The following is a 26,698-nucleotide window of genomic DNA, read 5'->3' on the forward strand; positions in this document are numbered from 1 at the left end:
AAAGAAGGTGGACAAAATGCTTTGGCATTTTGTCCACCTTCTTTTTTATGTCTGCTTCCAAGTATTGCGGTATTTTCCAGGTGGCATACCTACGAATTTGCTGAAGACAGACTGGAAGTAGTTGGAATTATTATAGCCGCATTGCATGGCTATGGTGGTGACGCTTTGTTTCGTGGAGAGCAACAGATTCTGGGCTTCCGAGATACGCAATTGAGTGATGTATTGCATGGGAGAACAGCCCGTGCATTCCTTGAAAATATGTGACAGATAGTATGGGCTGATGTGTAGGTTCTGTGCAATTTGCGACAGAGAAAGTTCTTCTAGATAGTGATTGTCCAGATAGGTTTTGATATATTGCCCTAAGGTATATGCAGCATCGCGATTAGCAACGGTAGTGTGATTATATTGTTCTAATATCAGCAGTATCAGAGCCTGAGCTAGATGATTGCATGCTTCTTGATGAAGTTGGGAGGGAAGACTGGTAATTATTTTCTTTGTCTGCTGAAAGAATTGGGCGATTAATGGATAGGTGTGCCCTGTGTGGATGATGGGGACGGCTTCTGAGGGGAGAAACTGTCCTGGGCGTAACCCTTTGATCTGCAGACGCTTAAAACCTAGCGCTAAGGCCCGTGTGGCGGTGCCGTTTTGGGGCAAAAAGGAATGCAGGCAGCCCTGATTAACGAGGACAATATCGCCCCTGCTTACCGGATGGGAAGTGTTGTGGATGGTACAGGTGCCGCTGCCCTTCATAATGAAGAGGATTTCTGCCTGATCACAGCAATCGGCTGGCAATGGCAGAGTATCGGAGGACAGGAGACAGAGATAAGATAGTTGTACCGTTTGTTCGGATGCAAATCGCGGATTTGTCGTAGGATTAAAAGTAAGTAGTGACATAAAATCGCCCTTTTCCAATGATAGCAAGAAAATGTAATAGGAATAAAAACAAAGCAAAATAATGAAGAATAATCTGAAATAACTGTAATATAATAATCATCAAGGGTGGTTAATGATTATGTTATGGTTGAGTAGGACATCATTTACTCAATACTTACCTAATTATTATACCAAAAAATCACCACAAAAGCCAGTATTTTCAGAAAAGAAAAAGAATTACTGGCAGATTCCGTTATTACAAAGAAGGAGAGTGTGCTTATGTTTAAATGGTTTCTGACCAATCCGGATAAGCCAAGGATCCATGATGAGGAACTGGTTAAGAAGATGTATCACTCGGCCAGGCTTCAAGCTGTCACAGCGATGATTCTGGGTTATGGCATGTACTATGTGATGAGGATGACACTGGGCGTGGCTAAAAAACCTATGATTGAAGAGGGATTTACCCCTACGGAATTGGGTGCCATGGGAGCAGGTATGATGGTTGCCATCGCCATTGGCAAATGTGCCAACGGCTTTATTGCGGATCATTGTAATATCAAGAAAATCGTTCCTTTAGGACTGCTGGGGGCGGCTATCGTCAATGCTATTTTGGGCTTTAGCAATGCCTATTGGGTATTCTTGGCGCTGTGGATTGTCAATGGTGTCTTCCAGTCCATGGGGTCAGCGCCCTGTATTGTATCCTTGTCTCAATGGTTTTCCAAGAGTCAGCTGGCAACCTATTATGGGGTGTTCAGTATTGCCCATTATGTAGGTGAAGGTGCTACTTATCTGGGAACGGCCATGATTATCGTAGCTTTTGGATGGCACGCTGCATTCTTTTTGCCAGGTGTAGCCTGCATCGTGTTGGCTTTCATCATGTACCGCTTTATGCGTGATCGGCCAGAGTCTTACGGTTTGCCCTCTGCCAACGAATTTGAAGGTGAGATTGTTCAGGAACAGAAGGAGCAGGAAGTTTCAACGAAAGAAGCCCAGATGATGGTTATCAAAAATCCTTATGTTTGGCTTTTGGCAGCGGCAGCTATTTGTCTAGGAATTTCACGGTATTCCATCAGTAGCTGGGGCGTTATTTTCCTGCAGGAAGCCAAGGGATTGGACCTGGTTACGGCAGGGAGTATTATGTCCTTGTCGCCGATTCTGGGGGGCGTAGGGTCTTTCTTATCGGGAATCATTTCCGACAAGATTTTTAAATCGCGTCATTCTGTTACTACGATTGTGTTTGGCTTGGTCATGCTGGTGGGAATTATTGGCGTTTGCTTTGTGCCTGCCGGAAACACTACGTTGGCCGCAGTTTGTATCGCTGTATTTGGTTTTGGTTTGGGGGTCATTCTTTGCTTTGTCGGTGGACTGCTGGCTGTTGACCTTTGCCCGCGTAAAGCAACAGGTGCAGCTATGGGAGTTATTGGCCTATTGGCTTATGGTGGTGCTGCTTTGCAGGATATTGTAAACGGCATGTTGATGGATTCTGCTAAGGTAGTGGTAGATGGTGTTACTACTTATCAGTTCGGTACGATCACCACTTTTTGGATTGGTTCAGTAGTGTTGATGACATTACTTATCGTACCTACCTTGTGGGCAAAGAAAAACAGGAGCGAGGAGGTACACGAAACGCATCACGCTGCAGCTTAAGGCTGGACTTTAGGCAGCAGTCGAAAAGGATTAAGGAGATTTATGAACAAGGCAGCTATGCCAAGGCCAAAGTAATGGAGGCAGATCATTATGGAGCAGCAGATGAAGATAAGCAATGGCCCCTATCTAATGGGGCTGGCCGCAACGCATGTTTTGCTGGCTTGGGAAACAGAAAAACCGGGGAATTACACGGTATATTATGACAGCAAAACTGGGGAGAGAAAGGTTTCGGCAGTATTTGAACGGGAACCGTCATATCGGGAAAATGCCGATGGGGGGTGTCTATATACGGCGAAGCTCACAGAGCTATCGCCGGAAACTAAAGTCAGTTATCGGATTTGTTATCAGGAGCAGATTCTTTCCCAGGGGAGTTTCTGCTCGTTAGCTGAGTCACCTCAGGCACTGCATATCATTACCTTATCGGATTCGCATTTGTTTAATGCGGCTTCGCAGTTTGCAGATGTTGTCAGACGGGAAAAACCGGACTTTATCATCCATGGCGGAGATATTCCTCCGGGAACTGGCTATCAGCATGAGCACTATGCTCGTCACTGGTTCCAGAAAATTCCCGATATCCTTCGGGAAGTGCCCGTTTGTTATATTCCTGGCAATCACGACGATGGTCCTTTTTTCGATAGTTTCTTCGCTAGGCCCCAGTCTAAAATACTGCATGCGATGCCAGATGGACGTGTGTTTTCCTTTGCTGCAGGGCCTGCGTTCTTCCTGTTTGCCGATAGCAATCCCTGGGGGCTGTTGGAGATGAATGCAGTTAATTCCGGTGTGCAGCTGCCGGAGAAGGAGCATCGGCATATAGCGGAAATACTTGCCTGGTTAGAGGATGAGTTGCAAAGCAGCCAGGCGCGTAATGCTAAGTGGCGGATATTGGTGGCGCATCATCCCTATACTGATGCTTTTAATAATAAATATTTGGTGCCTTTAGCAGAGAGGTGTGGGGTCGAATTGGTAATCGGCGGTCATTTGCATTATTATGTGAAAGCCATTTCCAGTGATCCTGCAATTGGCGCCAAGACAGTCTATGTTTGCCAGGGGAGTGCTCAGGACCCAGAAGTTCAGTTGACGCGCAGTGATGGGGAAAGAAGACTGTTGGAAGATTTTCCCGAAGTGACAGCGATGGGCAGGAATAACTATGGGGTCCTGGATGTTACGGCTGATACTATCGTTTATAATCTCTATGGGTATACACCAGATGGTGGCAGTGCTTTAGTAGACTGTGTGCGCCTTGAGCAGGCACATCCACAGGTGGAATATACGGCTGCAGAATTGCGCCGCTTGGATAACAACGGGCATGTGGAGGTGCGTGTCCAGGCCTATAATCAAGGGGCTGGTGTGGCAGATGCCCGGGTGATTTTGTCAGACAACGGAGTGGAACAGGTACTGAATCTTTTTGGTAGTGAGGAAAACAGTCAGTCGGTATTGTTAGAACCGGGGGAAAAAAGGCGGTTAACGGCTATCTATCAAGCTCGGCAGCCAGGGGAGCACATCTTGGAGTACGGTGGGCAAAAGTTAAAGTTGCTGGTCTATGAACCCAGCCAGTTGTCCTTTGCACACATGCGGCTGCAGGCAGGACATGGCAGGATGTCGGATTGTGTAACAGCGGGGGTTGAGGCCACCAATAACCTAGATCATGAAATATATACCTCGATTCCCTTTTATATAAATCAGCGGTTGATGGAATCTAAGATTATTTTTTTCAGAGGTCACGAGAAAAAATATATTGAGTTCCGATACAAGTTTGATCAAGGGGGAGATTATCAAATTAGCTTAGCTGACAGATTGCCTAAGGAGGTGTGTATTGAAAAGGGAATCCGCATTATTCCCCGAGTACAGGATAAATCTGGCTGTGGACATACGGCGCTTATGCATGGCACCCCGAAAGTTCTGGAGCGGGGAGGACATATTGAGGTTTGTCTGGAGCATTATGGGGATTATATAGAGGTGCTGCCAGCTCCGGATTTGTTGGCAGAGCAGGGCTTTACTGGGATGGTATGGGCTAAGGTCGAGAGATTGGCTCATGAAAATGAAATGGGTCATAATCCGCTGATGGTACGAGGTAAATCGGTGGGCTGGGGAGCCACCTACTTTATGCGTATGGTGGTAGAGCGTGCCGGAGGCCTTAAATGGGGGACCTGCCATGGGATTACGGAATATTCCTGGCAAGGTGGCGAAGCCAAGGTGGGGCAATGGGCGCAATATACCATGACCTTTGATAAATCCTGTGGTGGTGATTCCTATTGTGATGGCAATCAGGTGGCTCATGTGGGTGCCATTCCCGGAGAGGCGGAGCTGCGCCAATGGGGGCAGGAGCCGATTTTTATCGGTTACTCTTATATTGGACATGTGATTGAGGAAATCGGTCGCCCTAAATACTTCACGCATTTGCCGGGGCGGATAAGTCAAGTGCGCTTTTATCGACGAGGCTTTTCTGCAGAAGAGAACAAGGCGGTACTGGATGCTCCGTTGGAAGCTGGACCTCAGGATGGAAAGCTGGCTTTGTGGCTGGATTTTCGTAACATTCTCAAGGTGGGAACTCATACTACGGAGTGGCGGCACCCTGCCATTTATGCTCCAGCCTTCAAGACGGAAAAGAAATATTGGCAATTTAAGCAAATAAAGGCTAGTGCGAATGTACCTTTGCAGGCGGGGATAAAGGCTGTAGTGGAGGTGTCCGATGATGGTGTTACGGTAAAGGGGGCTTTGACGATAGCTGTTCAAGATGGCACGCATTATACGGATCTGACATCGTTGCCGGAAGCTCAATACTTGCGCATACGCACTGAAATGTTTGCGGAAGTGGGGCCTGAAGGTACCTTTGTGCCGGAATTGCAGGAGTACCAGGTTATTGCCACGAATGGCAATGATTTTGCCGATATGTTTTGGTCGACCCGTTCTCAGTGGGAAAAAGGAATCTTTACTGGCGCGGCTGGTTTTGCGCCGGCAGATAGGTTGCGGGATTTTCCTGAATACACGGATGTTATCCACGGGTAAGGAAGAAGTAACACGCCTTCGCAGTTTATACTGCGGAGGCGTGTTTTTTAGGAATGAGCGTAAAAGCAATAATATGTACTTTTGCGTTAAGAATAGCAAAATACAAGAGAAATCAATAAACAACAATCTTATATAATGTGTCTGAATCAAGGAAATGTTGCTTTAATATAGTAACTTAGGATGGTGATACGTGTGGAAAAAATAAGCAAACAAGTATTGGCAGCAGTGGCAGCTGGTAGTTTGTGGTGGCCGCCAGGGCAAGTGGCTGCAGCGGTCGATACGGAGGGCGTAGCTCGCAAAGGGGGGACAGGTTCTTCTTTAACGAAAGAAGGACGTGGCTTTACCTATCTTAAATTTACAGCGAAGTTTTAGCTGATAGAAAAATTGTATTGAAGTTGACAAATTTTTTGATGCGAGTATAACTAATAGAAGAAAATTAAGGAGATGTTATGTCATGGCAATGCTTTTTAACAGAAAAACAGGCGCGTCATTTTTGGTGGCGTTATTGGCGGCTGGATTACCGTGTACGGTTTTCGCTGGTCCGCAGGAGCAGCAGGCAAAAGTAATTCAGGCGATGCAACAGGCCCCGCTGGTTGTAAAAAATCCACCAGTGCTGGGGTTAAAAGTAGATCGGGCGGATGTGTATCAGCTGCCCAGAAATTTTCGTATGGCCACAGACGAATACAAGGGGATGACTAAATCGGGCATTATGCCCACTAGACAGGGCTTGGAAAAACTGCACGCTTCTGCGTCCAGCTGCTTTTCCGAGAAAGAACTGGAGGCTGTCTTGGCAGCAGTGCCTGTAAGTGCGGATAAATTTTATGATATTGACCTGCGTGGCGAGTCCCATGGTTATTTAGATGGTACGGCTGTAAGCTGGTATGCTGATCATGATTGGGGGAATGATGACCGCAAGGCGGATATTATTCTGCCGTTGGAAAAAGAACAGTTAGGGGCTTTAGCTGGGCAAAAAGCTTGTCAGGTATATCGCTTCGATGACAATAAGAATGTGTTATTAGAACCGGTTTTGCAGCCCTACAGCCAAGTGCGTACAGAGGAAGAAATGGTACGCCAGCACGGAGCAAATTATTTTCGGTTGACCCTTCAAGATCATTTCCGGCCGGAGGATTCGGATGTTGACCATTTTGTGGCGTTTTACAAGCAGCTGCCCCAGGATGCCTGGCTGCATTATCACTGCTATGCAGGGATGGGGCGTACAACAATTTTCTTTGTCATGCATGACATTTTGAAAAATGCCAGATCGGTGAGCTTTGATGATATCATTCAACGGCAGAAACTCATCGGCATAGTTGATTTGAGTGATATACCTGAAAAAAAGCGTAATTATGGGCGCAAGGCATATATTGAGCGTTATCAATTTGTGGCGCACTTCTATGATTATGTCAAGGAAAACCCGAAACTAGAAGTCCCCTACAGCGTTTGGGCAAAAAAACATAAGGTTAATCTGTGGGAGCCGGACTACAGCGGCTATATCTGGCGGATCGATGCAGAAAACAAGGAGAGTCTGCCCAGAAATTTCCGCACGGCAGATGGCCCGTTCAAGCAGGATATGCCTGCGGATAAAGTGGGAAAAGGCTTTACACAGACCCCTTCCCGCCAGGGGCTTGACAGCCTAGCTATGTCCGGTAGTGCAGAATTTTCTGCTGGAGAATTCAAGGCATTGCAGCAGGCACTAAAGGCCAAAACGCAAGGTCCTGTTTATGTGTTGGATTTGCGCCAGGAATCCCATGGACTGTTCAATGGTCATGCGGTCAGTTGGTATGGCGACCGCGATTGGGGAAATGTGGGCAAGACACGGCAGGAAGTTTTATGCGATGAGAGCAAACGGCTTCACCAAGCTAAGGGGAAGAGCCTTTTGCTGGCAAAATTGGATAAGAAAAAGCTGCCGGCTAATCCGCATAAGGAGAAAATAGACAAAGTCATGAGTGAGCAGCAGCTGGTGGAAGGTGCTGGCTGGCATTATTTGCGTCTCACGGATACGGATCATGTATGGCCGGCGGCTGCAAACATTGAGAAGTTTATTGCGTTTACTCAGTCACTGCCCCAGGATGCTTGGCTGCATTTTCATTGCCAGGCGGGGAAAGGCAGGACCACGGCTTATATGGCTATGTATGATATGATGAAAAATCCTGAGGTACCCTTGCGTGATATTCTTTCCCGGCAGTATCTGCTGGGAGGCGCTTATGTGGCTTATGAATCAGCCAAGGCTGTGCCGGGCCAATGGAAAGCTGATTACTATCACCAAAAGGCCAGAATGATTGAGAAATTCTATCGTTATGTGCAGGCTGCCCATAAGGATGGTTTTTCCTTAAAGTGGTCACAGTGGTTGCGGGAACATGAGGATATCTGATAGTGGTATATAATTGCCCTCAAAGGGTTGTACATTCTTTTAACGGATCTTTTCTAAAATGGGCATAAAAAGGTGCGGCAAAATACGAAAGTATTTTGCCGCACCTTTTTTCTTTATATTATGTTGAATTGGAAGCGTAAGATAGATGGGCTGGATTATTCGCCAAAGTAACGGTCGAACAAGCCTTTGAAGCCGCGGCCATGACGAGCCTCGTCCTTAGCCATTTCATGAACCGTGTCATGAACAGCATCCAGGTTCAGCTGTTTTGCCAGAGTAGCGAGCTCTTTCTTGCCAGCGCAAGCACCATGTTCAGCATCGATGCGCATAGCGAGATTTTTCTTAGTGCTATTGGTCAATACTTCGCCGAGAAGCTCAGCAAATTTGGCTGCGTGTTCAGCCTCTTCCCATGCATAGCGTTTGTAAGCTTCTGCAACTTCTGGGTAACCTTCACGGTCAGCTTGACGGGCCATAGCGAGATACATGCCAACTTCGGAGCATTCGCCGGTGAAGTTTTGGCGAAGACCTTCAATGATGCGCGGATCAACGTCTTTGGCAGTTCCAACGTGATGTTCATCGGCGTAGGTCATATCACCGCTCTGCTCGACGAATTTGTCAGCTGGAGCTTTGCAGATTGGACATACTGCTGGAGCCTGCTCGCCCTCATAAACATAACCACAGACCGTGCATACAAATTTTTTCATAATGAAAAACCTCCTATATAAACACATGAACCAATAATTATTTATTATTGGTGCTATTTGATTGGTACGCTTTTATTATAGGCTATCTAGAGGGAAATATAAATAACTAAATATCGTCAAAAAATAAGATTATATAGCTGTAACACCTAAAATCTTCACAATTCTCAGCATAACGTAGTTTTTTAAATAAAATATCAATTAATAATTATTATCCGTTACTTAATTTGGCAGCAATGAAGCTTCGTGCTATAATATTAGACTGAATGATGTTTTTTAAACGCAATGTATATAGGAGAGTAAATAACGAATGTTTACCTGTATGACAAGTTCTCCCGAAGAAACTGTACACCTAGCCGAGCTGGTGGGGCAAAAGATCCGGGAGGGAACCGTGCTTTGCCTGGAGGGCGATCTGGGGGCGGGGAAGACGCTGTTTGTTCAGAGTCTTGCGCATACCCTGGGCGTTGAGGGAGAAGTGACAAGTCCGACGTTCAATCTCATGAATGTATATGAAGGGATTTGCCGCATCTACCATTTTGACCTTTACCGGCTGGAAACAGAAGAAGAGTTAGAGGATATTGGGTTCTATGAATACACGGAGGAACCAGAGGGGATTGTAGTAATCGAGTGGCCGGATAAGTTTCCGGAGTCACTTCCAGAGGATTATGTGAAAATCTCGATTGAGCGGACGGGGGAGACTGAGAACAGCCGCCGCTTTATGTTCTCTAGTGCAGGCGAGAAAAATCAGGAATTCATAAAGGAGTTGGAGACATTTGTCCATACTAGCCATTGATACCTCGACGCAAGTATCGAGTGTGGCGGTTGCTTCAAAGGAACGATTGTCTGCGGAGCTTACCATGCAGGCTAAACTCACCCATTCGGAAACTTTGATGCCCCATATTGAACAGGTGCTCAAAATGGCATCCGTTGCAAAAGATAAATTGGAAGGAATTGCTGTTAGCATTGGTCCGGGGTCTTTTACCGGATTGCGGATTGGTTTGGCAGCGGCAAAGGCTATGGCTTATGCGCTGGATTTGCCGTTAGTGGGCGTATCGACGTTGAAGGCGTTCGCTTATCATTATCCAGTCCAGGGCGTGCGTCTAGTATGTCTATTAGATGCACAGAAGGGCAATGCTTATGTAGAGACTTACCGTTGGGAACACGGAAAGTTGAACGTTATTGATGAGGTACAGGTCGCTAAGATTGCTGATGTGGTTGCTTGGTGTGCCCGCATGGAGGAACCCGTAGTATTGCTGGGCGATGCTGTGCAGAAAAAAATCGTTGGTAAGATGGATCTTCCCCAAAATGTCACAGCAGCGCCTGCGCATCTTATGATGCCACGGGCAGCATGTGTCGCTATGCTGGGATTGGAAGACCTAGCATCTGGCCGGACGGATAATATCATGGAGCTTGAGCCGGTTTATATCCGCCGCAGTGAGGCCGAGGTACTTTGGGAGAAACGGCATCCGGAAGCGGCCAAGAATACCCTTCCGACGGAGGAAATGTGATGGAGGTAGAATCGCTGAGCTTTCGTGAGATGGCGCCGGAAGATGCCGATGCTGTCGAAATTGTAGAAAAAGCCTGTTTTGCGATTCCCTGGTCACGGGAATCCTTTTGGAAAGAGGCAGCCAATGAAAATACGGTTTACCTGCTGGCGCTGGATGGTGAGCGGGTTATCGGTTATGTTGGTTGCTGGATTTCGTTTGAGGAATGTCAGATTACGAATGTAGCAATTTTACCGGAATACCGTGGTCAGGGCATCGGCACGAAATTGTTTGGTGCGATTATCGATGCGGTAAAGGCCAAAGGTGTGACGGCAATGACCCTTGAGGTGCGTCCTTCCAATGCGCCGGCGCGTGCGCTTTATGCTCGTTATGGATTTAAGGATGCTGGGCGTCGTCCGCATTATTATCAAGATGATGGTGAGGATGCAATTATCATGTGGAATACAAAACTTTGATGGATGGAGATACTTATGGAGAAGGAAAAAAAAGAAGAATTGTTGACGCTGGCGATTGAGTCGAGCTGCGATGAAACATCCGCGGCAATACTTCGTGGTGGGCGTACGATACTTTCCAATATCATATCAACGCAGATCCCCGTTCATCAGAAGTTTGGTGGTGTTGTGCCGGAAATTGCTTCGCGGAAACATATTGTAAATATCATGCCGGTTATTGACGAGTGTCTGCGCGAGGCGAAGGTAAAACTTTCGGATATTGATCAAGTGGCAGTCACGTATGGGCCTGGATTGGTGGGGGCTCTGCTGGTGGGGGTATCGGCGGCCAAGTCGTTGGCGTTTTCCCTGGGCGTACCACTTATCGGGGTAAATCATCTGGAAGGGCATATCTTTGCGAATTTCCTTTCTTCGCCAGAGCTTGAGCCTCCGTTTATGGCCTTGGTGGTATCGGGAGGGCATACTGCATTGGTAGATGTCCGCGGCTACAATAACTTCCATATGATGGGCCAAACACGAGATGATGCCGCTGGAGAAGCATTTGATAAAATCGCTCGCGTTATGGGGCTTCCGTATCCAGGAGGACCACGCATCGATGCATTGGCAAAAGAGGGGAATCCCTTAGCGATTGATTTTCCGCAGGCGTTGACGGAAAAGGGAAATTACGAATTTAGTTTCAGTGGTTTGAAATCGGCAGTTCTTAACTATATCAATAGTGAGAAGATGAAAGGGCATGAACTAAATAAGCCGGATATTGCCGCATCCTTCCAACACTCGGTAATCGAAGTACTCGTGGGGAAGGCTTTTCAGGCTGTTAAGGAAGCTGGCCGTGATACTTTGGTTTTAGCTGGTGGTGTGGCTGCTAACAGCGGCTTGGAAGGCCGACTGCGTGAAGAGGCAGAAAAACATGGCGTAAGATTCTTATATCCGAGCAAAATTCTTTGTACGGATAATGCGGCTATGATTGGTTGCCGTGGTTACTATCAGTCACTATCCGGGCGTTTCAGCGATTTATATCTCAATGCAGTTCCAGGATTGGGACTAGCCGATTGTGACGATTAAGTGTATAATATTATGTGAGACTGCTCAACGATGAGAAATGCGTGGGAGCAGTCTCTTTTTTTGGAAGTTTGCGCTATGGTAGTTGTTAGGGAGAACGGATGGGAGATGATTGTGGATGGATATGGCGGAGCTGTGTCGTCAACAGACGAATTTGACGGTAAAGCAGATTGGTTTGTTGGAGCGGATGAAGATTGTTTTTCCGTTTTTGGCCGATCTTGTCCATGGACAACTGACGGTTTATGTACCGGCAGCCAAAACAGGAAGTTTTGTGATTATTGCTCAAGAGCGTCCGCGGACTATTTATATGTCAAAGCGAGAGTCTGATTATGGAAAACTGCAGCCTGCCATTGAAGAGCCATTAGTGCAGGACACGATGACAACGGGAATGCCCGGAAAAGGCAAGCGGGAATGGACGTATGGTTCTTTGATTGATATGTATACCTATGCGATTCGCGATGGGAATCGCGTTATCGGGGTGGTAAGTTTTGAAGTGGACGGAGACCGTCTGCAGATTGATGGGTATCGCTGCCTGCTGGCAACTGCGGTAGATGTGTTAGGACATGCACGCAAGGGAGTAGAGCTGGAACAGTATCGGGGAATTTCGGCTAGTGATGGCATCCTGATTACGGATCAGTTTAGCCGTATTGTGTTTGCCAATGCAGCGGCTCAGCGGATATACCGGGTCCTTGGGGTCGGCAGTTTGCGAGGATGCCACTTGTTTGACCGTCAGTTGACCCGTCATATCTGCCGGGAGACTATGGAGCGAGAGCGGCCTTGGCAGAAGGAATTGACTGCGGGCAATTTGACGCTTATTCGGCGTCAGATTGATTTGCAGGAAGGTGGGCAACTGGTACGACGTATTGTCATATTATCGGATGTGACTGAGGTGCGGGCGAAAGACAAGGAAATTCGCATCAAGTCTGCCGTAATCCAGGAAATCCATCATCGCGTCAAAAATAATCTGCAGACGATTGCCAGTCTTTTACGGCTGCAGGCTAGGCGCAGCCAGTCGGAAGAGGTGCGTCAAGCCTTACAGGAGAGTGTGAATCGTGTTCTGTCGATTTCGGTCGTACATGAATTCCTCTCCCAGCAGGGGGAGGAGGCTATTCATGTGCAACAGGTGATGCAGCAGATATTCGATTTGGTAGGACGCAATATGGCTGACAGTCAATTTATCATTCGGACTGAGTATAGCGGTCCCGATGTGGTATTGCCTTCTAAATATGCAAGTTCTTTGGCATTGGTACTGAACGAATTGGTCTTAAATGCCATGGAACATGCTTTTAACGGCCGTCCTTCGGGGAAAATCGGTTTGTCGGTTCAAGCGGATGAAAATTATTGGAACCTTGATTTATATGATGATGGCTGTGGTTTGCCGGAAAATTTCGATCTCCGCAAGACGCGTTCTTTGGGGCTTTCTATTGTCCGCACTTTGATCGAGGGGGATTTGGAAGGAAGCTTTACCTTGGAAAATGATGGACGTGGCCGGGGGTATGGAACTCATGCCCGCATCAGCGTGCCAAAGCCGGAACAGGAAATATCCAACGAAGTAGTTCAGAGTCTGGAGGAATGACATTTATGAAAAAGAAATGCCTGCGATTGGTGATTGCTGATAACGAATCGATTATTCGCCTGGATCTTCGGGAAATGTTGGAAGATGCCGGACACGAAGTGGTGGGGGAAGCCATCAATGGACGAAAGGCTGTGGAGCTTACCCGGATGCATAAGCCGGATTTGGTCATCATGGATATTAAGATGCCAGAAATGGATGGCATCACTGCTGCTCGTAAGATATCTGCGGAGAAATTGGCACCAGTGCTTTTATTGACAGCGTTTAGTCAGTCGGACATTGTGGAGAAAGCAAAAGATTCCGGTGTGTTGGGGTATTTGGTAAAGCCGGTAAAGGAAAGTAATCTCTTTCCCGCCATGGAGATTGCACTTTCCCGTTGGGAAGAGATGCAAGGGATGGAAGAGGAGTTGGGAAAGCTCAAAGATTCGCTGGAAACGCGAAAAACGGTGGATAGAGCAAAGGGGATTTTGATGGCGGCCCATAGGCTTAGTGAACAGGAAGCTTATCGCCGGATTCAACGTTATGCGATGACGAAACGGCTTAGCATTAAGGAAGTAGCTGAAGCTATTGTGCGGGCGGCCGGCGGAAAGGTATAAAACGAAGAGTCTGTTTTGACCAGTCAACTTGACCAGTCAAAAGGGACTCTTTGTTTTTTTGACTTTTTTGGCTTTGCAACTTGACATTTTGACTAAGAAACATTATTATAAGAATTGCAGTTAGCACTCAGGTCTGATGAGTGCTAACAAGCCAACCTTGTTATTTTATTTTATAGGAGGAATACCTATGATTAAACCATTAGGCGAAAGAGTTGTTATTGAAGTTGCTGAGGGCGATGTAAAGACTGCCAGCGGTATCGTTTTGCCGGATACGGCTAAAGAGAAGCCGCAGAAGGGCACCGTTGTTGCTGTTGGTTCCGGTAAGCTGCTGGATAACGGCGAGCGCGCAGCTATGGAAGTTAAAGAAGGCGATGTGGTTGTCTTCTCGAAATATTCGGGCTCGGAAGTTAAAGTAGACGATAAAGAATACCTGATTGTTCGCGAGAGCGACATTCTGGCTGTTATGTAATAGACGTTATACATTTCCTTGGAGGTAATAGAAATGGCTAAACAGATTCTGTTTGATGAAGATGCACGCCGCGCACTGGGCCGCGGTGTTGATGCACTGGCTAACGCCGTAAAAGTTACGCTGGGACCTAAAGGCCGCAACGTTGTTCTGCAGAAAAAATTCGGCGCACCGACGATTACGAACGATGGTGTGACGATTGCCCGCGATATTGAGCTCGAGGATCCGTTCGAGAACATGGGCGCACAGCTCGTCAAAGAAGTTGCTACGAAGACCAACGATATCGCTGGTGATGGTACGACGACGGCAACGCTGTTGGCTCAGGCTATGATTCAGGAAGGTATGCGCAACGTTGTTGCAGGTGCTAACCCGATGATCATCAAGAAGGGCATCGATACGGCGGTCAAAGCTCTCGTCGAGGAAATCAAGACGAAGGCTAAGAAGGTTGATGGCAAGGCTGATATCGCTCAGGTCGCTTCCATTTCTTCGGCTAACGAAGAGACGGGCGAGCTGATTGCTGAGGCTATGGAGAAGGTCGGCAAGGACGGCGTTATCACGGTTGAGGAGTCCAAGTCCATGACGACGAACCTTTCCGTTGTTGAGGGCATGCAGTTCGACCGCGGCTACATCTCCCCGTACCTCGTAACGGATACGGACAAGATGGAAGCAATCCTTGACGATCCGTATATCCTCATCACGGACCGCAAGATTTCCGCTATCGCTGACATCCTGCCGATTCTCGAGCAGGTTGTAAAACAGGGCAAACAGCTTGCTATCATCGCTGAGGATGTTGACGGTGAAGCTCTGACGACGATTGTTGTCAACAAGCTTCGCGGCACGTTCAAGGCACTGGCTGTTAAAGCTCCGGGCTTTGGTGACCGCCGCAAGGCTATGCTCGAGGACATCGCTATCCTGACGGGCGGTAATGTCATCAGCGAGGAACTCGGCCGTAAACTCGACAGCGTAACGATTGAAGATCTCGGTCGTGCTCGTCAGATCCGCTCCACGAAAGAGGAGACGACGATTGTTGATGGCGTTGGCGATAAGGATGCTATCGCAGCTCGCGTTGCTCAGATCAAGAAACAGATTGCTGAGACGACGTCTGACTTTGATAAAGAGAAACTCCAGGAGCGTCTGGCTAAACTCGCTGGCGGCGTAGCTGTCATCGAAATCGGCGCGGCAACGGAAGTTGAGATGAAAGACCAGAAATACCGCATCGAGGATGCACTCAACGCTACGCGTGCTGCGGTTGAGGAAGGTATCGTCGCAGGTGGCGGCACGACCTTCATCGACATCCTGCCGGCTCTGGATAAAATCCAGGCTGAGGGTGATGAGAAAGTCGGCGTAAACATCGTTCGCCGCGCTATTGAAGAGCCGGTTCGCCAGATTGCCAATAACGCTGGCCTCGAGGGCTCGGTCGTTGTCGAGAACGTCAAGAAGGCTGGCGACGGCATCGGCTTCAACGCACTCAAGAACGAGTATGTTGATATGATTAAAGCAGGTATCGTCGATCCGGCTAAAGTTACGCGTTCTGCCCTGCAGAATGCTGCTTCGATTGCTTCGATGGTCCTCACGACGGAGACGCTCGTCGCTGACAAACTGGAAGAGAAACCGGCTGCTCCGGCAGCTGCACCGGGCATGGGCATGCCGGGTATGATGTAAGGGGTTCCTTATATCACAATTTGAAGGAAAAGATAAGACAGGCTATGAGGGAAACTTCATAGCCTGTCTTTTTATCTTGACGGGGGAGGACGACTGGTATTGACTAGCTTCAATAAATTGGTTATAATGTTCAAGCATTGAAAAATTCATCAATGCTTGAAAAAGAAGAAAATCCAGAAGAGAATATCCTGTTGTTCTGGTGTAACAAAAGAAATGAATCATTTCTAGCGCAAGTTCTCAAGAGTGGTCGTATTGCTTTTGAGAAGACGAGGAGAAGGTTGTCGAATAGTCAGCGGATGCCTTCCGGCCGGCCCGGTCGATAGAAATCTGTTAAAGCTTGGGTGTGAACCTGAGAGGTAGAGCGGATGGAGGACACAACAGGAATCGTACAATTTCATAGGAGGTACTATTATGTGTGGTATCGTAGGTTATGTCGGTGACAAGCAGGCAGCAAATTTCCTGCTCGAAGGTCTTGCTAAGCTCGAGTATCGTGGTTACGATTCGGCTGGTATTGCTGTGTTCAATGGCGAGAGCATCCGCGTGGAGAAAAGTGTTGGACGTCTGGCATCTTTGAAAGATAAGATCAAGGATAATATGCCGCAGGGTGTGATGGGCATTGGCCATACCCGCTGGGCTACCCATGGACGTCCGTCGGATCGCAATTCGCACCCGCATACCGATTGCTCCGGTGACTTCGTTGTCGTTCATAATGGCATCATTGAGAACTATCTGACGTTAAAAGAGGATCTCATTGAAAAGGGTCATGTGTTCAAATCGGAGACAGACACAGAAGTTGTAGCACATCTTATCGAAGAAGTCTACAATGGTGACTTTGTGGCATCGGTACGTGAAGTCCTGCGCCGTGTCGAGGGGTCGTATTCCCTCGTGTTTATGTGCAGCAAGCATCCGGGAATGTTGATTTGTGCTAAGCAGGATAATCCGCTGGTTATTGGTCTGGGTGATGGTGAGAACTTCATCGCATCCGATATTCCGGCTATTATCCAGTATACACGCCGTACGTATATCTTAAATGATGGGGAGATGGCTGTCCTCACGAAGGATTCCATCAAGATTTCCAATCGTCAGGGTGAACCGGTGACCAAGAAGGTCTTTGAAGTCAACTGGAATGCTGAAGCTGCTGAGAAGGGCGGTTATGAGCATTTCATGCTCAAGGAGATCCATGAACAGCCGAAAGCCGTTCGTGACACCACGAGTCCGCGTATTTCCAAAGATGGTAAGAGCATTGTCATGGATGAGCTCAAATGGGATGCGGATTATCTCAATTCGTTCAACAAGATTTATATCGTTGCCTGTGGTACGGCTTATCATGCCGGCTTGGTCGGAAAATTCTATATCGAGAAACTGGTTCGTACGCCGGTAGAAGTTGATGTTGCATCGGAATTCCGTTATCGTGATCCGATCATCGATGAGAACACTTTGTTCATCGTGGTTTCCCAGTCTGGTGAGACCAGTGATACGCTGGCTGCTATGAAAGAGGCAAAACGCCTGGGGGCAAAGACGTTGGCGCTTACCAATGTCGTAGGTTCCTCGATTGCCCGTGAGGCAGATCAGGTCATCTATACTTGGGCTGGCCCAGAAATTGCAGTTGCTTCCACGAAGGCATATACGACGCAGATTGTCCTGTTCTTCATGCTGGCACTGTACATGGCTCAGATTAAAAAGAGCCAGCCGGCTGAACGCTTGGCAGAACTTATCGGCCAGCTTCAGAAGATTCCAGCGCAGATTAGCGAAACCTTGGAGGATGTAAATCCAATCAAGACTTTTGCGAAACAGTATGGTTTCAACGAAGACGTATTCTATATCGGTCGCTCTTTGGACTATGCCGTAGCGCTCGAGGGTTCCTTGAAGCTCAAGGAGATTTCGTACATCCATGCGGAGGCTTATGCAGCGGGGGAACTCAAACATGGTACGTTGGCTTTGATTGTTGAAGGTGTTCCGGTCATTGCGCTGGCCACCCAGAAGAGTGTCTATGAAAAGACGCTGTCCAACATCAAAGAGGTTAAGGCACGCGATGCTGTGGTAATCGGTATTGCAGCGGAAGGTGATGAGGAACTGGAGAAATATGTTGATCATGTTATCAAGGTTCCAGAGACGGATGAATTGCTGATTCCGATTCTTACGGTTGTACCGTTGCAGCTGCTGGCATATTTTGCCGCTATCACGCGTGGCTGCGATGTCGATAAACCGCGTAACCTGGCTAAGTCCGTTACGGTTGAGTAAACAGAAAAGCTGTTACCGGATAGTAGTAGCAGAATCCCGTTCGTATCGTAGATACGGACGGGATTTTTTGGTGAAAAAGATTCTTTTGTATTAAACGGTTTCATGATAAAATAGAAGGCGTTCATTTTAGCATTATTGACACTATAGGAGGGTAAATGAGAAGAATTGGCAAGAGAATTACTGAAACTTGAACATATCAATAAATCTTATGAGGGTAGACAGATTTTGGAAGACCTCAATCTCACCATACATGAGAATGAGTTCTTGACCTTGCTGGGGCCATCTGGCTGTGGTAAAACTACGATTTTGCGCATGCTAGGAGGTTTCGAGACACCGGACAGTGGCCGCATCCTGTTTGATGGCAGAGATATCACCAGCCTGCGTCCGGAAAAGCGCCAGGTCAATACGGTGTTCCAGAAATATTCGCTGTTTTCGCATATGGATGTAGCGGAAAATATTGCTTTTGGCTTGAAACTGAAGGGCAAGAGTCAAAGTTACATTCGGGATAAAATAAAATATGCCTTGAAGCTCGTTAATTTGGACGGCTATGAACACGCTATGGTTACGCAGATGTCCGGCGGACAGCAGCAGCGAATTGCAATTGCTCGTGCCGTCGTTAATGAGCCGAAGGTCCTCTTATTGGATGAACCATTCTCTGCCTTGGATCTCAAGCTCCGTCAGAGTATGCAGCGGGAAATTGTCAAACTCAAGAAAGAGTTGGGCATTACCTTCGTTTTTGTTACGCATGACCAGCAGGAAGCTCTGTCGATGTCGGATACGGTCGTCGTTATGAATCAGGGATGGATTCAGCAGATTGGCACGCCGGAGAGCGTCTACAATGAGCCGGAAAATGCCTTTGTTGCGGATTTCATTGGCGACAGCAATATTATTGATGGCATTATGGTGCGCGATAAGCTCGTGCATTTGCTGGGCAAAGATATTCCTTGTATCAATACGGGATTTGGGGAAAATGTCCCAGTCGATGTACAGATTCGTCCGGAGGATATTCAGATTTGTTCTCCAGACGAAGGGCAGTATCGCGGCGTCATTCGTCAGGTGGTATTCAAAGGTACGGTCTATGATATTACCGTGGAAGCTGGAGGCTTTTCCTGGTTGATTCAGACGATTACGGGTCATGAACAGGGAGCGGAAGTTGGCATTCGCCTGGCTGCATCGAATATACAGATTATGGCAAAACCGGCCTCGGAAGATGAGGAGGCCGTATCGGATGAGTAATTCAAAAGTATTGCAGAAATTCTTTGCCGTTCCCTTTGGCATTTGGTCCGTCCTTTTCATTGTCTTGCCACTGTTTTTTGTGCTTTGGCATGGCCTGACCGATGAAAGTGGTGCGCTTTCGCTGGAAAATATTAAGATGGTGCTTCAATGGGAGTATTTGAAAGCTCTGGGGTTGTCGGTGGAGCTGGCGCTGGTCAGTACGCTTATCTGTCTGATTTTGGCCTATCCGCTTTGCCTTATTCTTCAAGGGCTTCGCAAGGCAAAGGGAATTATGATTTTCTTGCTGTTCCTTTTGCCACTTTGGATGAATTCCCTGCTTACGACAATGGCTTGGCAGACGATTTTGGAGAAAAATGGCATCTTAAACGAAATTCTTCGTTTTTGCGGATTGCCGGATTTAACGCTTATCAATACGCCGGCGGCCATCATCATTGGCATGGTCTATAATTTTTTGCCGTACATGGCGCTGCCGCTCTATGTTTCCATTTCGCGTATTGATCACAACATCATCGAGGCGGCTTGGGATCTAGGTGCTAATCGCTGGCAGACGTTCCGCCATGTTATGGTCCCGCTGTCCATGCCTGGCATCGTTAGTGGCTGTACGATGGTGTTTATTCCGGCGCTCACGACATTTGTTATCAGCGCCTTGCTCGGTGGAAATAAGATACTGCTTATCGGCAATATTATCGAACAGGAATTTACGGCAGCCTATGATTGGCAGCTCGGCAGTGCTTTGTCGATGGTTCTCATGGTGTTCATCATTTTGAATATCCTGCTGGAAGCCTTTACGGAAAATACGGATTCGCGGAAGAAGGTGAAAGCATGAGGGAGAAACTCAAAAAGTTCTATTTGGGCCTGGTCGTGCTGTTCATGTATGCGCCCATTGCGGTCCTGATTGCACAATCCTTTAATGCCAGCCGCTATCGCGGACAGTGGACGGGCTTTACGTTTCAATGGTATACTGCGCTGATTGAGAACGAAGATATCATGAACGCATTTCTCAATACGCTTTCGATTGGTATCTTGTCGGCGGTTATGGCAACTTTGCTGGCGTTGTTGACTGCATTGGGAATGCGCCGCATGGGAAGCCGGGGACGTATCTTTTTCCGAGGGCTTGCCAATATTCCGTTACTCAATGCGGATATCGTTACGGGGATATCGCTGATGCTGTTGTTCCTAGGGCTCGGCTTGCGGTTGGGATACGATACCATTCTCATGGCACATGTGGTCATTAACCTTCCCTATGCAATGCTCTGCATTTTGCCGCAAGTTCTTTTGATGGACCGCGTCTGTTATGAGGCTGCTTTGGACCTGGGAGCAACCCCGGCACAAGCCTTTTCCCGCGTAATCCTGCCGGAATTAAAACCTGGTATTATGGCAGCATTCCTCTTATCCTTTGCTATGTCGGCAGATGATTTTATCGTGACCTACTTCACGAAGGGCGCGGGGATTGAGACGTTGACGACGGAAATCTATGCGGAATTGAAGCTGGGAATCCATCCGGAGATGTATGCCCTTTCTACCTTGTTCTTTGGGGCGGTGGTTGTACTGGTATCCCTGCTGTTGTTCAATTACCGTGTCATCCGTCGCTATCGCAAAGCGGAGAAAAGGGGGGCTGATGAATGAAGAGGTATTATCGCAGCCTGATGGTTCTGCTGTTATTCACAAGCAGTCTCTTTTTTACCGGGTGTGACATGTTTGCCGAAGAGCAGGAAGAGGGAGATAATCTTCTTTATGTTTATAGCTGGGGCGATTATTTATCGCCAAAGGTATTGGAGCAGTTTGAAGAGGAAACCGGTATCCATGTGGTTCTCGACGAATATGATACGAATGAGAGCATGTATCCTAGAATTGCCGAAGGAGCTGAAAATTACGATGTGCTCTGTCCTTCGGATTACATGATTCAAAAACTTATTGAGAACGATTTGTTGCAACCACTCGATTTTGCGAAGCTTCCTCACGCGACTCAATATATTGGGGAAGATTTCTTTCGGCAGTCGGAGGCTTTTGATAAAGGGCATAAGTATAATGTTCCTTATTGCTGGGGAACGGTTGGTATTATGTACAATACCAAGATGGTAAAAGAGCCGGTAGACAGCTGGTCGATTCTTTGGGATCCGAAGTATAAGGGGGAGATCCTCATGCAGGACTCCGCTCGGGATGCGTTTATGATCCCGCTTCGCTTGCTGGGATATTCGATGAACACGAAAAATCCTGCAGAGCTTGAAGCAGCTCGTAACTTGCTCATTCAGCAGAAACCTTTAGTGCAGGCTTATGGCGTAGATGATATCCGCGATAAGTTGAGCTCGGGGGAGGCGGCGTTGGGCGTTATTTTTTCGGGCGAAGCAATCAATCTGATGAAAGCAAATCCGGATTTGCGTTTTTGCCCAGCACCGAAAGAGGGGACGAATCTTTGGATTGATTCCTGGGTCATCCCGAAGAATGCCCGTCATGTCGAGAATGCGCATAAATTTATCGATTTCCTCTGCCGTCCGGATATCGCTGCGAAAAATTTTGAAGCATTGGGGTATTCGACACCAAATGTATCGGTACGGGAACAGGAAGAGGATGATGAGGAGATGGAAGACTACCTTGATATCGCTTTTCCGCCAGTAGAAGTCTATCGTGGACAGGAAACCTATAGTTATCTTGGAAAGACTTTGGATAAGCTTTACACCCGTCTGTGGCTTCAAGTAAAAGTAGAATAAGCATTCATTCCTTGTGCTGTAATGGCTAGCTCGTTTTACACGAAGTTCCCCTGACTTTTCAAAAAAGTCAGGGGAACTTTTTATGTTATGATAGAGGATTGTTTTGCTTTCATGTGGAATATAGAAACAGTGAGTGTTTTTTGTAGTGAGGAGGGATTTTCACTACAAGTTTAGGTAAGGAGAGATGTAGTATGGGATTAAAACAAAAATTTTTGGTCCTAGCCGGTGTAGTGGGATTGTTGATGGCAATCATGTCTGTGGTTGGCTATTATGTAGCAAGTTCAGACTTGCAGAAAAGTGTAGACACGGAGCTTTCGGCGACAGTATCCAATGAGGCTTCGGACCTCGATGGCTGGCTGCGTGAAAAGAAGGCTGTCGATGTCAGTACAGCTAATGCAGCGACTGAAGCGAAAGGGGATATGAGTCGTATAAAAACTAAGGCTTCGATGGGAACCATCGTTTCGGATAAAGAGATTCTTGAAATGTCCATCGGTTTAGAAGATGGATATTTCGGTGTGTTCTATTCGCCGGACGAGACAGGCAAGAAGGACCCCACGCAACGCCCGTGGTATAAGGAAGCGAAAGCTGCTGGCCAGACGGTCTTTACGGAAGCTTATGTCGCAGCCAGCACAGGAAAATTGGTCGTGTCGGTGGCAACCCCGATCAAAAATGAAGGGCAGTTTATTGGCGCAACCTGCACCGATATTGCGCTGGATGTTTTAGAGAAGCAGGCAGAGTCTATGAAATATCATGGTGAGGGCAAGGGCATCATCATGGAAAAGACCGGTAACATCCTGGCAACCAATGGGATTGGCGAAGCCATGAAGAACGTCAAAGACGTGAAGGGCGTTGGCGAGCACTTTGGCGAGATGACCCAGAAGGAAAGCGGCTATTTTGAAATTGAACTCGATGGGGAAACACAGCTCTTCTCTTATACGACGGTCCCAACAACTGGTTGGATTATTGGAATTGCCGTTCCTAAATCCTTTGTATTTGCTTCTTTGAACCAGTTGAAGATTATTTATGGCTTTTTGACGGTTTTAGGGCTTCTTATTACCATGGCGGTATTTATGATCTTTTCCAAAAAGATTACCAATTCGATCGTCAGTTTGGAAAATCATGCGACCCAGTTGGCTGAGGGCAATCTCAAAATGGAGCAGATACCGGTGTTGTCAAATGATGAAATTGGCCAGCTGACGCGGGCCTTTAATACGATGAGCAATAATCTGCGCAATTTGATCACGCAGATGGCTACAACCTCGGAGCAGGTGGCTGCTTCGTCGGAAGAACTTACGGCTAATGCGCAACAGTCAGCAGAAGCTTCGGTCCATGTGGCAGAAACGGTGGGCGGAGTATCGTTGGCGATGGAAAATCAGTTAAAGGATATCAATGGCGCTAAGCAGAATGTTGATGTGGTGTTTACCGACATTACGGCTATGTCAGACAAAGCGCGCAAGGTTTCGAATACTTCCACCGATACCGCTAAGGCGGCACAGCAAGGCTCGGAACTGATGGAGAATGCGATTGCTCGCATGGGGCATATTGAAAAAAGTGTCATGGCATCAGCTGATGTGGTGGCAAAATTAGGTGAGAACAGCCAGCAGATTGGTCAGATTGTCGAGGCCATTTCCTCGATTGCTGAGCAGACAAATCTCTTGGCACTGAATGCAGCAATCGAAGCTGCCCGTGCGGGAGAGTATGGCCGCGGCTTTGCTGTTGTCGCAGAAGAGGTCCGCAAACTCGCGGCAGAATCGCAGGAATCGGCGGAACAGATCAAGGAACGTATTGGCTCGATTCAAAAAGATACTGCGGAAGCCGTGGAATCCATGAATGCAGGTACGGAAGAAGTAAAATCGGGAACGGCGGCAATTCGCGAAGTTGGCGCAAGATTTGCGGATATTCTGTCGATGGTTAATGGCATCAATGGTCAGATGGAAGAAATCACCAGCTCGGTGAAGAAGGTGGCCGACGGTGCCGACAATATTGTCAAAGCGGTGGATTCCATTGATTCCATCAGCCGCAAGACTGCGGAAAATACGGGATCTATTTCGGCGGCTACGGAAGAGCAGTCGGCGTCTAATGAAGAAATTGCAGCGGCATCTCAGTCTCTGGCGAAGATGGCTGCTGATATGCAGGCGGCAATTGGCAAGTTCAAATTTTAAATCGATGATTCCATAATAAAAGGCCCTGCCTGGGGGATACTCAGGCAGGGCCTTTTGCTATCGAATCAGTGAAAAGATTCATCGATGTGATAGGTATTGCGGGTTTCTTTTGCCTTGTAAAGGGCTTTATCCGCTCGTTTAATCAGGGTGTCAATGGAAGTATCACTGGGGATAAATTGGGCTACCCCGATAGAGATGGAGATATTCATCGATTGATTCTCATTGGTGATAAAATTGTGTTCTTGAATACAGGTGTTAAGCCGGTGCAGATAGGAAGGCAGAGCTTCTGGATTTAGGGAAGGAAGCAGCAGGATGAATTCATCCCCGCCCCAACGGATAAGGGAATCATTTTGCCGGATGCTTTGGTTGATGATTTTTACAGTCTCTGTTAGGACTTTGTCACCAAAATCATGGCCCATGGTGTCATTGACCGATTTAAAGTAATCGATGTCAAACATCACGAGGGTGATATTTTGATTGAATTCTTGGTATTTTTGTAAGGCTTGCTTTAGCTGTTTCGTCCCATAGTGCCGGCTATGTGCATTGGTAAGAGCGTCGTAGTTGATGACAAGTTGCAGATCTTTGATTTCTTCGTTTTGCGATTGACGTTGGCGGCGGTACAGCCGATAGAGATAAAAGGAAGTAAAGATAATTCCGCTTATGGAAAAAAGATAGCTAAAAAGAAGCAGCCACTTGAGCCATGGTTTTCCGGCAAAGATATATTCCCAAATGGAATGATAGGGGATCCCCATGCAAATAATCCAATTATAGTCGGGATAGAGTCGAGCGTAGGTGAGTTTTCGGGACAGCTCATTAGAATTTAGATCTTTGAAGTAATAGCTGTAAAATAACGAAGTTTGTGTGCAAACGCCATCAAGTTCGGTACGGTAGGGATAGTTCCCTTTGGCATCCGGTGTTTCTGTGGATAAAAGGATTCCCTCGGTGTTGCGAAGATTCGGATGGATAAGACGTCTGGCATAGCCATTGCCGCCATCATAGTCAATTACTTCGTTGATCCAAAGATAAGTGCCATCGGTATTGGTAGCAGAGTAAAGGGTCTTTCGTAAGAGATTTTCAACGACATCATGCACTTCCTGTTCGGAAATGGGTTGGCCCCGCTTTTCATGGCTGGCAATAATTGTATTGCGGGTTGCATCGATAGATAGAAGAAGGTTATCGACGGTATGCTGAATATAATTTTTTTGGAAGTTAAGTGCATTCTGATAGAGGGCGTATGTCCCTGCCGCTTGAATAAGAAATAAGGAAAATAAACAAATGAGGCAAAGATAAGCGGCACGGGATAACGTCCGGTCTTGAACGCTGATCATAAAATCATCTGCCTCTCATGATATGGATTTTAGAATAGGTCTGTCGTAGATATTCGTGAAGAAAATAAAATTTCCTGCTGAAAAAGAGGATTCTTTATATATAGCTAGAATAAAGACATGTAGTAAAAAGTCCATGGTAAAAAAAGTTAAAGGAGACGGAGCTATGAACAAAAAAGCAGAGGCATTTCAGAATTATCTTGATGCGGACGAAAACAAAAAAACTGCGTTCCAGCGGGAAGAAGTGAAAGAAGATACACAAAAGACAGTGGTATTTCGATCCCATATCGTAGTGGAAGGGCAGCAGCTTCCTACATTGGTTATTCTGGATGACAGTGTATTTTCCATGATTCGCATCCAGGTATCTCCACAGGCAAAGACGGAAGAGAATGAACTCAAGGTGTTGAAAATGGCCAATGAGTTTAATCTTAAATACAAGCCGTTTAAACTTTATTTCGATGCAGCAGGGTCTTTGATTTTGGATGTTTGTCTGCTTACTCCTGGTGAGGATTTCAGTGAGTTGGGCGACGAAATCTATGGGATGTTTGATGTGCTTATAAATTTCCTCAACGAGTCCTATCGTCCGATTATGAAAGAAATTTGGTAATTTCATAAAAAAAATAGAAAAAAGTGTTGACAAGTGCGCTGATGACGTGTAATATAATACAAGTCATCAGCGCACAGCACTTTTGAGATGTGCCGACGATGTAGATTGTTCTCTGAAAACTAAACAATGTAAAATGAAATCATGCAACATGATTTAAGCCAGATGTTTAAGCAGAGAGCCATTGCTTTAGCAATGTGCGAATCGCTTAGTTACGAGCACAAGCGAGTAACATCCATAGCGACTCTGTAAAATAAAACATCGATTGGTATGAACAACATAGCAATCGGCAATTTCTTTTAAGCAGCGAACAGCAATTTTAATTGCTTGTGAGTCGCTTACGCAAATTACTTCAGTAATTTGTGAACCATAGAATAATTGAGAGCTTGATTGAGTTCTTCAATATAATTTATTGGAGAGTTTGATCCTGGCTCAGGACGAACGCTGGCGGCGTGCTTAACACATGCAAGTCGAACGAGGCAGATTTTCAACACTGAATGCTTGAAGGCGATGCTTT

General features: G+C 46.9%; 22 protein-coding genes and 1 rRNA gene. 20 read left to right on the top strand and 3 right to left on the bottom strand.

The window, feature by feature from the left end:
* Positions 1-45: 45 nt before the first annotated feature.
* Positions 46-894, bottom strand: coding sequence for an AraC family transcriptional regulator (locus T504_RS0107170; protein ID WP_033170383.1), 849 nt, complete (start codon positions 892-894; stop codon positions 46-48).
* 258 nt (positions 895-1,152) lie between these two features.
* Here T504_RS0107170 and T504_RS0107175 point away from each other — a divergent pair, with 258 nt between their 5' ends.
* The 4 genes from T504_RS0107175 (at position 1,153) to T504_RS13865 (ending at position 7,897) form a co-directional block, all read left to right on the top strand.
* Positions 1,153-2,520, top strand: coding sequence for an MFS transporter (locus T504_RS0107175; protein ID WP_033170384.1), 1,368 nt, complete (start codon positions 1,153-1,155; stop codon positions 2,518-2,520).
* 90 nt (positions 2,521-2,610) lie between these two features.
* Complete coding sequence (locus T504_RS0107180) at positions 2,611-5,526, top strand: metallophosphoesterase (RefSeq protein WP_033170385.1); 2,916 nt, start codon at positions 2,611-2,613, stop codon at positions 5,524-5,526.
* A gap of 192 nt (positions 5,527-5,718) precedes the next feature.
* The gene (locus T504_RS0107185) at positions 5,719-5,898 is read left to right on the top strand and encodes a hypothetical protein (RefSeq protein WP_033170386.1); all 180 of its coding nucleotides are present in this window, start codon (positions 5,719-5,721) and stop codon (positions 5,896-5,898) included.
* An 82-nt stretch (positions 5,899-5,980) separates the two neighbouring features.
* Entirely contained in the window at positions 5,981-7,897 is a 1,917-nt protein-coding gene (locus tag T504_RS13865) for a protein-tyrosine phosphatase family protein (protein WP_231473876.1), read from the top strand.
* Positions 7,898-8,052: 155 nt separating this feature from the next.
* Here T504_RS13865 and T504_RS0107195 read toward each other — a convergent pair whose 3' ends face one another.
* Positions 8,053-8,598 carry an NADH peroxidase gene (locus T504_RS0107195; protein WP_033170387.1) on the bottom strand — a complete coding sequence of 182 codons (546 nt, stop codon included), beginning with the start codon at positions 8,596-8,598 and terminating at the stop codon, positions 8,053-8,055.
* Between the two features lie 307 nt (positions 8,599-8,905).
* Here T504_RS0107195 and tsaE point away from each other — a divergent pair, with 307 nt between their 5' ends.
* From tsaE to T504_RS0107265, 14 genes are all read left to right on the top strand, one after another.
* A complete protein-coding gene (gene tsaE / locus T504_RS0107200) occupies positions 8,906-9,388 on the top strand; it encodes a tRNA (adenosine(37)-N6)-threonylcarbamoyltransferase complex ATPase subunit type 1 TsaE (protein WP_033170388.1) in 483 nt (160 codons plus the stop codon).
* Positions 9,369-10,103: a tRNA (adenosine(37)-N6)-threonylcarbamoyltransferase complex dimerization subunit type 1 TsaB gene (gene tsaB, locus T504_RS0107205; RefSeq protein WP_033170389.1), complete on the top strand. Its 735-nt coding sequence runs from the start codon at positions 9,369-9,371 to the stop codon at positions 10,101-10,103. Before tsaE ends, tsaB begins: the two co-directional genes overlap by 20 nt.
* Positions 10,103-10,555: a ribosomal protein S18-alanine N-acetyltransferase gene (gene rimI, locus T504_RS0107210; protein WP_033170390.1), complete on the top strand. Its 453-nt coding sequence runs from the start codon at positions 10,103-10,105 to the stop codon at positions 10,553-10,555. The genes tsaB and rimI overlap by 1 nt, the downstream gene beginning before the upstream one ends.
* Before the next feature lie 15 nt (positions 10,556-10,570).
* Complete coding sequence (tsaD, locus tag T504_RS0107215) at positions 10,571-11,611, top strand: tRNA (adenosine(37)-N6)-threonylcarbamoyltransferase complex transferase subunit TsaD (RefSeq protein WP_033170391.1); 1,041 nt, start codon at positions 10,571-10,573, stop codon at positions 11,609-11,611.
* A gap of 115 nt (positions 11,612-11,726) precedes the next feature.
* On the top strand, positions 11,727-13,184 hold the full coding sequence (locus T504_RS0107220; RefSeq protein ID WP_033170392.1) for a sensor histidine kinase: 1,458 nt from the start codon (positions 11,727-11,729) through the stop codon (positions 13,182-13,184).
* 5 nt (positions 13,185-13,189) lie between these two features.
* Complete coding sequence (locus tag T504_RS0107225; protein ID WP_033170393.1) at positions 13,190-13,777, top strand: ANTAR domain-containing response regulator; 588 nt, start codon at positions 13,190-13,192, stop codon at positions 13,775-13,777.
* Positions 13,778-13,964: 187 nt separating this feature from the next.
* Entirely contained in the window at positions 13,965-14,246 is a 282-nt protein-coding gene (gene groES / locus T504_RS0107230; protein WP_033170394.1) for a co-chaperone GroES, read from the top strand.
* A 33-nt stretch (positions 14,247-14,279) separates the two neighbouring features.
* A complete protein-coding gene (gene groL, locus T504_RS0107235; RefSeq protein WP_033170395.1) occupies positions 14,280-15,905 on the top strand; it encodes a chaperonin GroEL in 1,626 nt (541 codons plus the stop codon).
* Between the two features lie 411 nt (positions 15,906-16,316).
* Positions 16,317-18,146 (top strand): glutamine--fructose-6-phosphate transaminase (isomerizing), encoded by a 1,830-nt coding sequence (gene glmS, locus T504_RS0107240; protein ID WP_033170396.1) that lies wholly within the window; start codon positions 16,317-16,319, stop codon positions 18,144-18,146.
* A gap of 165 nt (positions 18,147-18,311) precedes the next feature.
* Complete coding sequence (locus tag T504_RS0107245) at positions 18,312-19,382, top strand: ABC transporter ATP-binding protein (RefSeq protein ID WP_033170397.1); 1,071 nt, start codon at positions 18,312-18,314, stop codon at positions 19,380-19,382.
* Entirely contained in the window at positions 19,375-20,208 is an 834-nt protein-coding gene (locus T504_RS0107250) for an ABC transporter permease (protein ID WP_033170398.1), read from the top strand. The genes T504_RS0107245 and T504_RS0107250 overlap by 8 nt, the downstream gene beginning before the upstream one ends.
* Positions 20,205-21,008, top strand: coding sequence for an ABC transporter permease (locus T504_RS0107255; protein ID WP_033170399.1), 804 nt, complete (start codon positions 20,205-20,207; stop codon positions 21,006-21,008). Before T504_RS0107250 ends, T504_RS0107255 begins: the two co-directional genes overlap by 4 nt.
* Complete coding sequence (locus T504_RS0107260) at positions 21,005-22,090, top strand: ABC transporter substrate-binding protein (protein ID WP_033170400.1); 1,086 nt, start codon at positions 21,005-21,007, stop codon at positions 22,088-22,090. The genes T504_RS0107255 and T504_RS0107260 overlap by 4 nt, the downstream gene beginning before the upstream one ends.
* Before the next feature lie 191 nt (positions 22,091-22,281).
* A complete protein-coding gene (locus tag T504_RS0107265) occupies positions 22,282-24,252 on the top strand; it encodes a methyl-accepting chemotaxis protein (RefSeq protein ID WP_033170401.1) in 1,971 nt (656 codons plus the stop codon).
* Between the two features lie 65 nt (positions 24,253-24,317).
* Here the strand turns inward: T504_RS0107265 and T504_RS0107270 are convergent, their stop codons facing one another.
* Positions 24,318-25,580 (bottom strand): diguanylate cyclase, encoded by a 1,263-nt coding sequence (locus tag T504_RS0107270; RefSeq protein ID WP_033170402.1) that lies wholly within the window; start codon positions 25,578-25,580, stop codon positions 24,318-24,320.
* 163 nt (positions 25,581-25,743) lie between these two features.
* On the opposite strand from T504_RS0107270, the gene T504_RS0107275 reads away from it, so the two are divergent.
* Positions 25,744-26,184 carry a hypothetical protein gene (locus tag T504_RS0107275; protein ID WP_033170403.1) on the top strand — a complete coding sequence of 147 codons (441 nt, stop codon included), beginning with the start codon at positions 25,744-25,746 and terminating at the stop codon, positions 26,182-26,184.
* Between the two features lie 406 nt (positions 26,185-26,590).
* A 16S ribosomal RNA gene (locus T504_RS14780) occupies positions 26,591-26,698 on the top strand; the annotation flags it as partial.

Origin of the sequence: Selenomonas sp. ND2010, assembly GCF_000702005.1 — a bacterium.
Classification (GTDB): domain Bacteria; phylum Bacillota; class Negativicutes; order Selenomonadales; family Selenomonadaceae; genus Selenomonas_A.